13 protein-coding genes are annotated in these 13,371 nt (G+C 69.0%); 6 read left to right on the forward strand and 7 right to left on the reverse strand.

Annotated elements, in window-relative coordinates; translation table 11 throughout:
* Positions 1 to 43 precede the first annotated feature (43 nt).
* Both AC5RVG_RS00950 and AC5RVG_RS00955 read left to right on the forward strand, forming a co-directional pair.
* Entirely contained in the window at positions 44 to 1,153 is a 1,110-nt protein-coding gene (locus AC5RVG_RS00950) for an LLM class flavin-dependent oxidoreductase (protein WP_494012385.1), read from the forward strand.
* Positions 1,146 to 1,604 carry a MarR family winged helix-turn-helix transcriptional regulator gene (locus AC5RVG_RS00955; RefSeq protein WP_494000068.1) on the forward strand — a complete coding sequence of 153 codons (459 nt, stop codon included), beginning with the start codon at positions 1,146 to 1,148 and terminating at the stop codon, positions 1,602 to 1,604. The genes AC5RVG_RS00950 and AC5RVG_RS00955 overlap by 8 nt, the downstream gene beginning before the upstream one ends.
* 25 nt (positions 1,605 to 1,629) lie before the next feature.
* Here the strand turns inward: AC5RVG_RS00955 and AC5RVG_RS00960 are convergent, their stop codons facing one another.
* The 6 genes from AC5RVG_RS00960 to AC5RVG_RS00985 form a co-directional block, all read right to left on the reverse strand.
* A complete protein-coding gene (locus AC5RVG_RS00960; RefSeq protein WP_494000069.1) occupies positions 1,630 to 2,406 on the reverse strand; it encodes a hypothetical protein in 777 nt (258 codons plus the stop codon).
* A 98-nt stretch (positions 2,407 to 2,504) separates the two neighbouring features.
* Complete coding sequence (locus AC5RVG_RS00965) at positions 2,505 to 3,647, reverse strand: cysteine desulfurase family protein (protein ID WP_494012386.1); 1,143 nt, start codon at positions 3,645 to 3,647, stop codon at positions 2,505 to 2,507.
* A complete protein-coding gene (gene nadC / locus AC5RVG_RS00970; protein ID WP_494012387.1) occupies positions 3,644 to 4,546 on the reverse strand; it encodes a carboxylating nicotinate-nucleotide diphosphorylase in 903 nt (300 codons plus the stop codon). The genes AC5RVG_RS00965 and nadC overlap by 4 nt, the downstream gene beginning before the upstream one ends.
* On the reverse strand, positions 4,543 to 6,249 hold the full coding sequence (nadB, locus tag AC5RVG_RS00975) for an L-aspartate oxidase (protein ID WP_494012388.1): 1,707 nt from the start codon (positions 6,247 to 6,249) through the stop codon (positions 4,543 to 4,545). Before nadB ends, nadC begins: the two co-directional genes overlap by 4 nt.
* A complete protein-coding gene (nadA, locus tag AC5RVG_RS00980) occupies positions 6,246 to 7,574 on the reverse strand; it encodes a quinolinate synthase NadA (RefSeq protein WP_494012389.1) in 1,329 nt (442 codons plus the stop codon). Before nadA ends, nadB begins: the two co-directional genes overlap by 4 nt.
* Positions 7,575 to 7,714: 140 nt before the next feature.
* Positions 7,715 to 8,422: an NUDIX hydrolase gene (locus AC5RVG_RS00985; RefSeq protein WP_494012390.1), complete on the reverse strand. Its 708-nt coding sequence runs from the start codon at positions 8,420 to 8,422 to the stop codon at positions 7,715 to 7,717.
* A gap of 276 nt (positions 8,423 to 8,698) precedes the next feature.
* Between AC5RVG_RS00985 and AC5RVG_RS00990 the strand changes: the two genes are divergently transcribed.
* Both AC5RVG_RS00990 and AC5RVG_RS00995 read left to right on the forward strand, forming a co-directional pair.
* Entirely contained in the window at positions 8,699 to 9,460 is a 762-nt protein-coding gene (locus AC5RVG_RS00990; RefSeq protein WP_494012391.1) for a hypothetical protein, read from the forward strand.
* Positions 9,461 to 9,538: 78 nt separating this feature from the next.
* Positions 9,539 to 10,114 carry a hypothetical protein gene (locus AC5RVG_RS00995; protein ID WP_494012392.1) on the forward strand — a complete coding sequence of 192 codons (576 nt, stop codon included), beginning with the start codon at positions 9,539 to 9,541 and terminating at the stop codon, positions 10,112 to 10,114.
* On the opposite strand, the gene AC5RVG_RS01000 is transcribed toward AC5RVG_RS00995, so the two are convergent.
* Positions 10,053 to 10,526 (reverse strand): Lrp/AsnC family transcriptional regulator, encoded by a 474-nt coding sequence (locus AC5RVG_RS01000; RefSeq protein WP_493979767.1) that lies wholly within the window; start codon positions 10,524 to 10,526, stop codon positions 10,053 to 10,055. The genes AC5RVG_RS00995 and AC5RVG_RS01000 overlap by 62 nt on opposite strands.
* Positions 10,527 to 10,626: 100 nt before the next feature.
* On the opposite strand from AC5RVG_RS01000, the gene AC5RVG_RS01005 reads away from it, so the two are divergent.
* A complete protein-coding gene (locus tag AC5RVG_RS01005) occupies positions 10,627 to 12,033 on the forward strand; it encodes an amino acid permease (protein ID WP_494012393.1) in 1,407 nt (468 codons plus the stop codon).
* 182 nt (positions 12,034 to 12,215) lie between these two features.
* Positions 12,216 to 13,262: a thiamine pyrophosphate-dependent enzyme gene (locus tag AC5RVG_RS01010; protein WP_494012394.1), complete on the forward strand. Its 1,047-nt coding sequence runs from the start codon at positions 12,216 to 12,218 to the stop codon at positions 13,260 to 13,262.
* The last annotated feature ends 109 nt before the right edge of the window (positions 13,263 to 13,371 follow it).

Here is a 13,371-nt window from a genome sequence, read left to right on the forward strand (position 1 = left end):
TGCATGTAAACTGATGCGTAGCAAGCACCACGAAAGGTACATTATGGAACTCGGCGTATTCAGCGTCAGCGACGTCACCCTGGACCCGACCACCAACCGCATGCCCACCGAGCGCGAGCGGATCAAGGCGTCGGTCGCCATTGCCAAGAAGGTCGAAGACATCGGCATGGATGTCTACGCCATCGGCGAGCACCACAACCCGCCGTTCTTCTCCAGCTCCCCCACCACGCTGCTGGCCTACATCGCCGCGCAGACCGAGCGGATCACGCTGTCCACCGCCACCACGCTGATCACCACCAACGATCCCGTGAAGATCGCCGAGGACTTCGCCATGCTCCAGCAGCTGGCCGACGGCCGCGTGGACCTGGTGCTGGGCCGCGGCAACACCGCCCCGGTCTATCCCTGGTTCGGCAAAAACATCCAGGACTCGCTGGAGCTGACGGTGGAGAACTACGCCCTGCTGCGCAAGCTCTGGGACGAAGAGGTCGTCAACTGGCAGGGCAAGCACCGCACCCCGCTGCACAACTACACCTCCACGCCCCAGCCCCTGGACGGCGTTGCACCCTTCGTCTGGCACGGCTCGATCCGCACGCCCCAGATCGCGGAGCTGGCGGCCTACTACGGCGACGGCTTCTTCGCCAACAACATCTTCTGGCCGAAGGAGCACTACATGCAGCTCATCGGCCTGTACCGCGAGCGCTACGAGCACTACGGCCACGGCACCGCCGACCAGGCCATCGTGGGCCTGGGCGGACAGTTCTTCATGCGCAAGAACTCGCAGGACGCGGTCAACGAATTCCGCCCCTACTTCGACAACGCACCCGTCTCCGGCCACGGACCGTCGCTGGAGGACTTCACCGCGCAGACCCCGCTCACCGTCGGCAGCCCGGAGCAGGTGATCGAGAAGACCCTGGCCTTCGCCGACTACTTCGGCGACTACCAGCGCCAGTTGTTCTTGATCGACCACGCGGGACTGCCCCTGAAGACCGTGCTGGAACAGCTGGACCTGTTCGGCGAAGAGGTGCTCCCGGTGCTGAAGAAGGAGTTTGCCGCCCGCAAGCCGGCGCATGTTCCGGAAGCCCCGACCCACGCCAGCCGCAAGGCCGCCCGCGACGCCAAGGAAGCGCCCGCCGAGTCGGTGTCCCATGGCTGATTCATCCGGTCCTGAGATCAGGACGACGGCGGCGGCTTGGGAATCGCTGTTCCGCACCCAGGTGGCGGTAATGCGCCGGATGCAGCAGCTGCCCGAGTTCAGGAAACTCGCCATGCGCGAGTACGACGTCCTGTTCAACCTGAGCCGGTGCCCGGGCGGCTGGAGCCGGCTGAACGAGCTGAACGAGGCACTGTTGATCAGCCAGCCGAGCCTCAGCCGGATGGTCGACCGCTTGGAGAAGAAGGGCCTGGTCCTCCGGCGCACGGCCCGCAACGACCAGCGGGGCATCGAGATCTCGCTGACAGACGAGGGCCGCGCGTTGCAGAAGGAGATCGGCCGGCAGCACGTCAAGCACCTGCATTCGATGCTCGCCCCGCTGCTGTCCGAGGAGGAATTCGGACAGCTCCAGGAGCTGACCGACAAGCTTCGGGCCGGGCTGGCGAACGATTGAAGCCACCCGGCGGGGTGCCGGCGGCTCAGGCGGGCGGATCTTCAACGACCTGCAGGGTCATGATGACCTGCCGCAGCGTCTTGAAGTGCTTGCCGGAGACGTAGCTCTCCGCCTCCGCGATGAGGCCGTAGGCATCCAGCAGCCCGGTCTCGTCGCCGGGCGCCGGAGTGCCGTGGCGGACGGCCGTGCCGAAGGAGTAGGTGCCGACCGGGTCCGGACCGTTGACGGTGTTTTCCACCAGGCAGGCCTGGAAGCCATCGCCGGCCGTTTTGTCGGTCAGCCCCATCGACCCGAAGTACCGGTGGCCCAGCAGGGTCCGGTAGACGAACAGCGGCTCGACCGTGTCGTCGGACGGCACGGCGGGCACCTTCGCCGGCTCGCTGACCAGCACGCGCAGTTCGGTGACGGCGCCCTCGCAGGCGGCCTTGGGCAGCTTGAGCCGGGTGTGCAGTTCGGCGGCCAGCTTGCCGGAAGAGTCCCGGACGTCCAGGTGCAGCCCGTCGTCCGAGGGCTGGGTGGGCTTGACCTGCCGCTGCACCACCCACTCGCCCGGAACCTCGAAACTGATCACTCGGTCCGGATCGGTGTAGACCTTCCAGCCGTCGATCGTCGCTTTCCGCACGGGCTCCTTGCCGGGCGGCGCCGCGGGTTGTCCGGCGGCGTCCCCGCCGGCCGCACCCGACGGCGACGCACTCGCTCCGGCCGACGCGCCGCCGTCGTCGGGCAGCAGGCCGCAGCCGGACACGAGCGCCACGCACAGCGCCGCGGCGGCACCCCGGCCCGGCATCCTTCGCCTGATCATGCTGCGCTCCCCTCCGGTCCGTGAGGACTCCACCGTACCCAGCGGGAGGACCGGTCCGGTATAGGACCGCGCCGTGTCCCGGGGCGTCGTCGGGAACCTTAGCGCCGCAGCGCCTGGACCTCTTGGACGGCGGCGACGACGGAGCGGGCCGCCAGGGCGATCTCGGCTTCCTTCACGCCGGCCGTGAAGGTCAGCCGCACCGCGGTCTGCGCCACGGCAGGTTCGATTCCCATGGCCAGCAGCACCGCGGACGGCTCGTCGGAGCCGGCGGCGCAGGCCGACCCGCTGGAGCAGACCACCCCGCGGCGTTCCAGTTCCAGCAGCACCGCCTCGCCGGAGGTTCCCGGGAAGCAGAAGGAGGCGCTGGCGGGCAGCCGTTCGGTGCGATGACCGGTCAACATGGTGCCGGGCAGTTCCCGCAGGACGGTGTCAATGAGGTAGTCGCGGTAGCGCGTAAGCCGGTCGGCGTCGGCCGCCCGCTCGCCCCCGGCCAGCGACAGCGCGGTGGCGACGGCGACCGCGCCGGCGACGTTCTCGGTGCCGGACCGCCTGCCGCGCTCCTGCCCGCCGCCGTGCAGCACCGGCTCCAGCGGGACCCGGCCGGAGACATACAGCAGCCCGCAGCCCTTGGGCGCGCCCAGCTTGTGACCGGACACGCTGAGGGCGTCCACCCCGAGCGCCGCGACGTCCAGGTCCAGCCAGCCGGCAGCCTGCACGGCATCGGTGTGGAACGGGACCCCGGCGGCCCGGCAGAGCCTGCCGATGCGCCCGACCGGCTGGATGGTGCCCACCTCGTTGTTCGCGTACATGACCGTGCACAGCGTGGTGTCGTCGCGCAGCGCGGCTTCCAATTCGTCCACGCGGACCATGCCCGCGGCATCGACCGGCACCCGGGTGACCTCGAAGCCATGGAACCTGGCCAGGTAGTCGACCGCCTCCAGCACCGAGGGGTGTTCCACGGCGCTGGTGATGACGTGCCTGCCCCGAGGGGAAGCGAGCGCAATGCCCTTGACCGCCAGGTTGTTGGACTCGGTCCCGCCGGACGTGAAGATGATCTCGCCGGGGCGGCAGCCCAGCACCCCGGCGGCCGTGCCCCGGGCATAATCGAGTGCCCGCAGGGCCGTCTCTCCCACGGTGTGGTGGCTCGAGGGGTTGCCGAAGTCCTGCGTCAAGGCAGGCCACATGGCCTCCAGCACCTCGCGGCGCACCGGGGCGGTCGCCGCAGCGTCCAGATAGATCACGACGACGACGCCCCTTCGGCCGCCTGCCCCGCGGCAATGCGGATGTCCAGGCCCAGGTCCAGCGACCGCACGCTGTGGGTAAGCGCGCCGGACGAGATGACGTTCACGCCGGTCCGGGCAATTTGGCCGACGGTGTCCAACCGCACGTTGCCGCTGGCCTCGACGATGGCGCGGCCGGCCACCTGGGCAACGCCGGCGCGGAGTTCGTCGACGCTGAAGTTGTCCAGCATGATGGTGTCCACGCCCGCGGCCAGCACCGGTTCGATCTGTTCGGCCCTGTCCACCTCCACCTCGAAGTGGACGGTGTGCGGGAGCCTGGCCTTCGCCTCCAGCAGCGCCTCGGTCAGGTCCCGGCTGCCGTCGGCGGTAAGCACGGCCAGGTGGTTGTCCTTGGCCATCACGGCGTCGGAGAGCGAGTAGCGGTGGTTGTGCCCGCCGCCGCAGCGCACGGCATAGCGCTCCAGCTCCCGCAGGCCGGGGGTGGTCTTGCGGGTATCCACCACCCGGGCCGCCGTGCCGGCCACTTCCCGGACGAAGGCCGCGGTCTGCGTGGCGATGCCGCTCATCCGCTGCAGCAGGTTCAAAGCCACCCGTTCGCCCAGCAGGATGGATCGCGCGTTTCCGGTCAGGACGGCCAGCACCTCGCCGGCCTCGAAGGCGGCGCCGTCCTCGGTTTTACGCTCCACCCGCACGCCCGGATCCACCTGGCGGAAGACCTCGGCCAGCACCGGACCGCCGGAGAACACGCCGGGCTCGCGGGCGGCCAGCTCCGCCGTGGCCGTGGCGTCGGCCGGAATCAGCGTAGCGGAGGTGACGTCGCCCCACGGCGCATCCTCGAAGAGCGCCCCGGCGACGATCCGCTCCATGGCGGTCCGGTCGATCGGCTGGATATGGTTCATGGCTGCTCCTGCAGGACTGGCTGGGACGTGGGGGAAGACATTGGGGAAAAGGTGGCGGGGGCGGGGACCGCGGCGGCGTTCACATAGGCCAGGTGCCGGCGGTGCGCCGGGGCCCGGGTGTGATCGCTGCGGTAGTGGGCGCCGATGCTGTCGCGCCGCGCGGCGGCGGCCGCAACCACCAGCCGTGCCACCGTCAGCAGTGCGGCGTCCTCGGCCGAGGCGGCGTCGGTGACGGGCACATGCCACCGCGCCAGCTGGCGGGCGGCTTCCCGCAGCGTGGGCCCATCGCGGACCACGCCGGCGGCGGCCGCCATCACGGCCTGGATCTGTTGCCGGGTGCACGCGGTGGTTCCGGCCGGCGCGTCCTGTCGGCCGGGGCGGGCCCCTGCACGCAACGGGCGGCCCGGCGGGGCCCCGACGTCCAGCGGGACGGCACCGAACACCGGCACGGCCTCCGGCCGGTCCAGCGCGCGCACGGCACGGCGGGCGAAAACCAAGCCTTCCAGCAGTGAGTTCGAGGCCAGCCGGTTGGCCCCGTGCACTCCGGTGCGGGCGACCTCGCCCACGGCCAGCAGCCCGGGCACCGAGGTCCGGCCGTCGTGGTCGGTCCGCACGCCGCCCATCCAGTAGTGCGAGGCCGGACGCACCGGCAGCGGTTGCCGCGTCCAGTCGAAGCCCAGCGAACGGACCGTGGCGTCGATCATCGGGAACCTGGCCGCCAGGAAACCGGCGCCCTTCTCCCGCTCGAGTCCGGTGGCGTCCAGGAAGACCTGCGGCAGCAGCCCGTTGTCCTCCTGCAGCCGGAGCTGAGTGTGGATGCAGTGCGAAACGACGTCACGGGGCGCCAGCTCGGCGTCCGGATGCAGCGCCGGCATGAACCGCTCCCCCGCAGCGTCCACCAGCACGGCCCCTTCGCCGCGTACCGCCTCGGAAATCATGAAGGCCCTGCCGCCGGTCGCCGCCGGGTCCAGCAGGGTGGGGTGGAACTGGATGAACTCCAGGTCAGCCAAGACCGCACCGGCTTCCCAGGCCAGCGCCACGCCGTCGCCGGTGGCGGCGGCGGGGTTGGTGGTGGCCGGGTACAGCTGCCCGGCACCGCCGGTCGCGAGGATCACGACGTCGGTGTCGAGGTGATCGGGCACCGCCCCTGCTCCCATGGGCATCAGCTCCACACCCGCCACGCGCGCGCCGGCCGTGAGCAGCCGCCGCACCATCGTGTGCTCGAGGATCTCCAGCCGGCCCGCCTCCGCCAGGCCGCGGACCACCCGGATCAGCACTTCGGCGATGCCTGCCCCGGTGCGGTCTCCGCCGGCGTGCAGGATTCGCGGCGCCGAGTGGGCCCCTTCCAACCCGAGCGACAATTCGCCGTCGTGCCGGTCGAAGGCCACGCCCCACTCTTCCAGGGTGGCGATTTCCGCCGCCGCACCTGCGCACAGCAGGCGGACGGCGCCGTCGTCGTTCATGAAGGCGCCGGCGGCGAGCGTGTCGGCAATGTGCGCCGCCACGGAATCGCCGGCCGCAGTTCCCTGCGCGGTGACCGCGGTGATTCCGCCCTGGGCGTGCCAGGTGTTGGACTCGGCCAGCCCGCCCTTGGTGATCAGTGTGACGGCCGTGTCCGGGCGTTCCGCGGCGAGCGCGGCGGCGTAGAGCCCGGCGATGCCTGACCCCACCACCGCCACGCGCCGGGTTGGTTCGAGGTTCACGGCCTGGCTGCCAGCATCCGTTCCAGCGCCACGCGGGCGGGAACGGCCACCGAATAGGGCACGGTGATCCGGTTGAGGACTTCACCGCCGGGCAGCTGGCCGGTTCCGGCGTAGGCTTCCAGCACCCAAGCCAGATAGCCCGGGTGAATCCGGTACATCGTGGAGCACGGGCAGATCACCGGGTCGAGGCAGAAGATGGTGTGCTGCGGGTACTCGGCGGCCAGCCGGTTGACCATGTTGATCTCGGTGCCGATCGCGAAGACGGTCGGCTCGGTGGCGGCGGCCACGGCCTTGCGGATGTAGTCGGTGGAACCGGATTCATCCGCGGCGTCGACCACCGGCATGGGGCATTCGGGGTGCACGATCACCCGGACGCCCGGGTAGTCGGCGCGTGCCTTCTCGATCTGGTCCACGGTGAAGCGCTTGTGCACGGAGCAGAAGCCGTGCCAGAGGATCACGCGCGACTCCTGCAGCGCCGCCTCGTCGTTGCCGCCCAGGGGCTGGCGCGGATTCCACATGGGCATCTGCTCCAGCGGCACGCCCATGGCCTTGGCCGTGTTGCGGCCCAGGTGCTGGTCGGGGAAGAAGAGGACCCGGTGGGCGCGCTCGAAGGCCCACTCCAGCACTGTCTCGGCGTTCGAGGACGTGCAGACGATCCCGCCGTTCTCTCCGCAAAAGCCCTTGAGCGCGGCCGACGAGTTCATGTAGGTGACCGGGATGACTGGGACCTTGCCGTCGGCGTCCGGACCGCTGCCGAGCACGCCGGCGAGCTGGTCCCAGCAGGCCTGCACCGAGTCGATGTCCGCCATGTCCGCCATGGAGCAGCCGGCGGCCAGGTTCGGCAGGATCACGGCCTGTTCGGGCCCGGAAAGCATGTCGGCGGTTTCCGCCATGAAGTGCACGCCGCAGAAGACGATGACTTCGGCCTCCGGCTTTTCCTTGGCGGCCCGCGCCAGCTGGAACGAGTCGCCCACGAAATCGGCGTATTTGACCACTTCGTCGCGCTGGTAGAAGTGGCCGAGGATGACCAGCTTGTCGCCCAGCTTGGCCTTGGCGGCCAGGATCCGCTCCTCGAGCTCCGCATCGCCGGCCAGCCGGTATTCTGCCGGGATTTCGCCCTGCCGCGGGGTGGCGGGCGGCGCCGGATCGGCCATCGACGCGCCCGGCCCGTAGGAGGGCGCCCAGGCACCGCTGCCCGCGGCGGTGTCGAAGGCCCACGGGCCCTTGGCCAGATCGGGCGTGCAGGTGGAGGCGGCGGGCGCGCGGGAGCCGGCAAGCGCTTCCTCGCGGGTGATCAGCTGGATGGTGCTGTTGACCGATGACATGGTGTTCTCCGTTGTTGGGCAGGGGGTCAGGTCGGGGAAATCCGTGGCGGACTGCGGGTATGGGTGGCGGGTGCGGGGGCCTTGCCGGCCTGCGGGGCGGTTGCCGCGGGACTGTTGCCACGGGTGCGCTGGGGAGCGGGTTAGGCGGGCGGGCTGCCCCTGAGCTGCGCGGCGCTGCCGGTGTAGCGGTAGAGCCGGGGCGGCCGGTGCCGGCCGCCCTGCAGGTACTCGTCGGTCGGTTCGATGTCCGGGGTCGCCCGCAGCTGGCGGCGGAAGTTGGCCGGATCCAACTGCTTGCCCAGCACGGCCTCGTACACTTCGCGGACCTGGGCCAGTGTGAAAGTGGATCCCAGGAAGGCATACGCGATGGAGCTGTATTCCACCTTGTTCCGCAGCCGCCACAGCGCGTAATCCACGATCTGGTTGTGGTCAAACGCCAGTTGGCCAAGTTCATCGGCGCGGACCCAGCGCACGTTCTCGGTTTCGCGGGCCAGTGCCGCCTCGTCCGGCTTCACCAGCGCCCAATAGACGATGGAGACCACCCGCTGCGCCGGTGAGCGGTCCAGGCCGCCGAACGCATACAACTGCTCCAGGTAGCTCGGCTGCAGGCCGGTGGTCTCCTCAAGGTTCCGGGCCGCGGCGTCCTGGAGGGATTCGGCCGCACTCAACGGACCGCCGGGCAGCGCCCACAGGTCCCGGAACGGCTGCCGCGTGCGGCGGACCAGCGGCAGCCACAAGGTGGGGCGACCCGCCTCCGGGTCCGGACGGAGGGCGAAGATGACCGTGGAGATGGCCAGTTCAGGGGGCTGCTGCGCCCGCTCCGACACATTGGCCGCGTGAATCGGCATGGCCGCCTCCTCCCCCGGTTTCGAGTAAAAGTCACAGTGACTAGAACTCATTCTAGCCGGTTATGGTCATGTTGACCCAATCACACCCCAACGCCGGCGATTTGTGACGGCGCCGGGATCATGGCGGACCGGGGAGGCCTCCCGCCCTTGTATCTCCGGCTGGCCCGCGTGTTCGTACCGCTACTGCTTTTCCCCCGCTACCGTGGGAACTTATTGGCAAACCTCTTTCGAAGGGTACGGATGCAGACAGCACGACCCGCGCGCCCCAGGTGGCCCGTGCCCACGGGTCTTTGGCTTTTCGTCGTCGCCCTGCTCGTTGGTTGTTCGGCCTCGCCCACCACCACCTACATCGACACGAGCGGTCGTAAGACGACTGTGGACTGGCGTGATTATCCGGGCCACGCCCACATTTCAGCCGAAGAAATACTGTCTGGGCCTACCCGAGAGCAGGCCGAATCACTGGCGGAAGCCCTTTTGTCCGACGTGGAATCCGCGCTCGGCAGAGAGTACGGGCTGCGCTGGCGGGGCGACGGGGAAGCGGGCTGGTATCCGCAGGAGGGAAACGGGTACGGCGGCAAGTCCGCGTATTCCACCTACAACTCCACCAACCGCATCAGCGGGTCCGCTCCCCCGGCGCCTGAAGACTGGCAGCGCATCGTTGACATGGTGAACGGGATACTCGCGGACCATGGTTTCGATGCGCTGGTTTTTGATCACCAGTCATCGCCGCACGGCGACGAAGAAACCTGGCAGCGGGAACAGCGTGAGCGCTTCGGAACCGATGATCCGGACGAGTACTGGGTGTGGAGCGGAGCGGCACACGCAGATTCCCAGTGGCTGTCGATCACCCTGCTGGATGTGTCCCGCGACCCGTCCGGCGAGGCAGCCGCAGAAGTCGCGGAGCACGGGTGGGCACCTCGATCGATCACGCTGGGTTACGGCGCCACCGCGCTGTCGGAACGCGACATCGAGAACTTCCGACGGGACCTTGCGCCCTTCGCCGGACTGGAAAAGCCGGAGCCGACAACCTCAGACTGACACGAGGGAATGGACGCACAGCGGCATTCCGGCGTGGCCGCCCGCGTGGCGCCGGACTCCCCGGGCTAGGCTTCAGCCATGCACCCACGGGGACGGCGGCGGTTCGTACCACCGGACAACAACGAAATCCTCCGGCGCAGGTATGGCAGGAAGGAACGCCCGCCGCACCATCGCGTCATCCTTGGCCGCTACGCCTTCATCAAGGGCTGGCTGGTCGCCGTCGGGGCGTGGTTCGTCATCTCGCTGGTCCTGAGCATCATCGACGAGCTGTCGTCGCCGCACTCCGCTGCCCTCAGCTTCTGGGGCCTGGTGCTGACGATCAGCATTTTCTTCGCCGCCCTGCTGGGCGCCCCCTTCGCGCTGCTGCTGGGCCTGCTGCTGCGCCCGGTTCGCCGGCAGTGGGTGCATGTGCTGGTATTTGCAGCAGGGCTGGCCGCACTCACGTGGGGAACCGCCGCCCTGCTGGCTCCGGGCACGGCTCCGCTGCCTGCCATTTGCGCGGTGATTGCCGGAACCGCCGCGGGGCTCGGCCGTGTGGCGGTAATCCGGGACGTCGACGTCGACGACGGCGGCGCCGCCCTTTCCTCCGGGGTCAGCGAGGATCGGCGGCAGCCTGGACCAACGGAAGGGTCCGCTCCCGGAAGTGGCTGTTGAGCACGATCACGGACGACGACCGCAGCACCGTATTGGTCGCCATGACCTGGTCGAGCACCCGCTGCAGATCCGCGTTCGACCGGGCGACGACACAAGCCAGCAGGTCGCTTTCACCGGAGACGGTGTGCAGTTCCAGCACCTCGGGAATGTCGGCGAGCGCGGCGGCCACGGCGTCGTGCCCGGACTCCTGGCGGATCACGAACGAACAGTAGGCTCGCACCACGTACCCCAGTGCCTCGGGCGAAAGCCGCGGCCCCCAGCCCGCCGTCACGCCGGCGCGTTGCATCTTGTCCAGCCGGGCCTGTACTGTGGCACGCGCTACTTTCAGCACCCGGGACGCTTCCAGAACGGACATCCGCGGGTCCTCCGTGAACAGCGTGACGATATCGGCATCGAGAGAGTCGATCTGCATAACGCTGTGCGTCCTTTCGGGTTCGGTGCCGCCAGTTGTGGGACACTGCTAGACAAATTGTCAGCTTACGGGCTGCTTTCGCCAAACGACAGGACAGTCGATGCCGCGTTTTACCGCCACTCACCACCGCGACCCGGGCGCCCGACCGCCCGCCGGGCTCGGCCACGGGATGAAGCAGCGCCAGCTGATCATGATGGGACTGGGCAGCGCGATCGGTGCCGGGCTCTTCCTGGGCTCCGGAGCGGGCATCCAAGCCGCCGGTCCGGCCGTGTTGATCTCCTACCTGCTCGCGGGCACGTTGGTGATCATCGTGATGTGGGCGCTGGGCGAGATGGCCGCCGCCAACCCCAGCAGCGGTGCCTTCTCGACGTACGCCGAGAAGGCGCTGGGCCGCACCGCCGGCGCCACCATCGGCTGGCTCTGGTGGCTGCAGTTGGTGGTGGTGATCGCGGCCGAAGCAGTGGGCGCCGCGGGCTTGCTGGCCACGGTCTGGCCGGCGCTGCCCGTCTGGCTGCTCGCGCTGGTGTTCATGGTGGTCTTCACCGCGGTCAACCTGTTCGGGGTGCGCAACTACGGAGAATTCGAGTTTTGGTTCGCCATCTTTAAGGTCATCGCCATCCTGGCGTTCCTCGCCATCGGCGCCGCCTTGCTGTTCGGCTGGCTGCCCAATGTCCCGTCGCCCGGGTTGGGCGTCATCTTCGGCGAGGACGGCTTCGCCCCCAACGGCATCGCCGGCATCGGCGCCGGGCTGCTGGTGGTGATCTTCGCCTTTGGCGGGACCGAGATCGTCGCCGTTGCGGCCGCGGAAACGGAAAACCCGGGAGCCAGCGTGGCGAAGGCCATCCGGACCGTCGTCTGGCGCATCTTGGTGTTCTACTTCGGCTCGGTGTTGGTGATCGCGCTGACGGTGCCCTGGGATTCGGAGGCACTGGCCTCGCCCTTTGCCGCGGTGCTCTCGATCGCCCAGATCCCCGGCGCAGATGTGGCCATCACCCTGGTCGCCGCGGTAGCGCTGCTCTCGGCGCTCAACGCCAACCTGTACGGCGCATCCAGGATGATCTTCTCCCTCTCGGAACGAAACGAGGCGCCCGCTTCCCTCGGAAGGCTCAGCACCCGGCGGGTTCCCGTCAGGGCGGTAATGGCGTCCGTGGCGTTTGGCTTTGTGGCGGCCGTACTCGAGCTGTTGTTCCCCGAGCGCGTCCTGCCGGTGTTGCTGAACGTCGTCGGGTCCACCTGCCTGGTGGTCTGGGGAATGGTCCTGCTGTCCCAACTGGTGCTGCGCCGCCGGGGCGACCGCGAAGGCACGGAACTGCCGTTCCGGATGCGCGGCTTCCCGGCGATGACGTACGCGGGCCTTGCCCTGCTGGCCGCAATCCTGGTGCTGGGCTTCTTCTCCCCGACAACGGGAATCCAGCTGCTCTCGACCCTGGTGCTGATCGCCGCGATAGCTGCAGCTGCAAAAATCGCCGGGCGCCGAACACCTGCCGAAAGCTCACCTCGCCGTTAGCGGTATGCAATCTGTTTATAGCTATTGCCATCAGGGGCAGCTAACTGTGCACACTGTTTGGTGATCGCATGGCAGATTGCGCACTCCACGTCGGGTGATTAGTGTCACCGTAAGCAAGTGACGCCGTCGCGCTCCTCCCCCGCGGGGAGGCGGCGGCACTATAACTACGTGGAGGAGCAGGCATGAGCAGCGTTCTTTCCCTGGACCCGTCGGCCCGGCCCGACCTGTCCGCAGAGGACCTCAAGGAGCTCTACCGGCTGATGGTGTCGGTCCGCCACCTGGACGAATCGGCCATCCGGTGGCAGCGCCAGGGCCTGATTCCCGGCTACGCACCGGAACTCGGACAGGAAGCCGCCCAGGTGGGCAGCGGGTATGCGCTGGACATGTCCCGCGACTTCGTCTTCCCGACCTACCGCGAGATGGGCGTGGCCCGGACGGTGGGCGTGGACATGGTCGAGTACATGGCCACCCACAAGGCGACCTGGCACGGCGGGCTCTACGATCCCCAAGCCACCCGTTTCGCCCCGATCCAAGCCGTCGTGGCAGGCTCCGTGCTGCACGCCGTCGGCTGGGCGCACGGGCAGACGCTTTCCGGCACCCCGGCCGGCGAACTCGGCGTGGCCATCACCTACTTCGGCGACGGCGCCAGCTCGCAGGGCGACGTCCACGAAGCCATGAACTTCGCCGCGGTCATGAAGGCTCCCGTGGTCTTTTTCATCCAGAACAACGGCTTTGCGATCTCGGTGCCGACCGAGCGCCAGGTGGCCGGGGGCTCGGTTGCCGCCCGGGCGGCCGGCTACGCCATGCCGTCCCTCCAGGTGGATGGCAATGACGCCGTGGCGGTCCACCAGGCGACGGCGGCCGCCCTCGCCCATGCGCGGGCGGGCAACGGGCCGGCCGTCGTGGAAGCCATGACGTACCGGCGGGGCCCGCACTCCACCAGCGACGACCCCGGCCGCTACCGTACCCTGGCCGAGGAACGCGCCGACGGCGGCGAGGATCCGCTGCTGCGCATGCGGGCCCGGCTGGAAGCCGACGGCATCGCCGGCGAGGACTTCTTCGCCGAGGTGCTCGCGGCCGCCAAGGCGGAAGAAGAACAGATCCGGGAAGGCGTGGCGGCACTTGGTTCCCGTCCCGGCACGGAGATGTTCGATTTTGTCTACCAGGAACCCACACACGCGCTGAAGGCCCAGGCACGCGCCTGGCGGGAGGAGTCCGAGCATGTCTGAGCACAAGACCCTGAGCGACCTTGAAGCCGCCTTCGACAACACCACAGAAACGAGCGCCCAGCAGGAATCCGCGGACGTGGTGGAACCCGGCCACGTCACCGCCGTCGAA

Source organism: Arthrobacter senegalensis (assembly GCF_059091765.1).

Excerpts from the sequence above, each read along its gene's own strand:
- AC5RVG_RS01000 (WP_493979767.1), bottom strand. The coding sequence starts at position 10,526 with ATGCAGATCGACTCTCTCGATGCCGATATCGTCACGCTGTTCACGGAG.
- AC5RVG_RS00985 (WP_494012390.1), bottom strand. The coding sequence starts at position 8,422 with ATGCCGATTCACGCGGCCAATGTGTCGGAGCGGGCGCAGCAGCCCCCT.
- AC5RVG_RS00995 (WP_494012392.1), top strand. The coding sequence starts at position 9,539 with ATGCACCCACGGGGACGGCGGCGGTTCGTACCACCGGACAACAACGAA.
- AC5RVG_RS01010 (WP_494012394.1), top strand. The coding sequence starts at position 12,216 with ATGAGCAGCGTTCTTTCCCTGGACCCGTCGGCCCGGCCCGACCTGTCC.
- AC5RVG_RS00955 (WP_494000068.1), top strand. The coding sequence starts at position 1,146 with ATGGCTGATTCATCCGGTCCTGAGATCAGGACGACGGCGGCGGCTTGG.
- AC5RVG_RS00950 (WP_494012385.1), top strand. The coding sequence starts at position 44 with ATGGAACTCGGCGTATTCAGCGTCAGCGACGTCACCCTGGACCCGACC.
- AC5RVG_RS01005 (WP_494012393.1), top strand. The coding sequence starts at position 10,627 with ATGCCGCGTTTTACCGCCACTCACCACCGCGACCCGGGCGCCCGACCG.
- nadC (WP_494012387.1), bottom strand. The coding sequence starts at position 4,546 with ATGAACCATATCCAGCCGATCGACCGGACCGCCATGGAGCGGATCGTC.
- nadA (WP_494012389.1), bottom strand. The coding sequence starts at position 7,574 with ATGTCATCGGTCAACAGCACCATCCAGCTGATCACCCGCGAGGAAGCG.
- AC5RVG_RS00960 (WP_494000069.1), bottom strand. The coding sequence starts at position 2,406 with ATGATCAGGCGAAGGATGCCGGGCCGGGGTGCCGCCGCGGCGCTGTGC.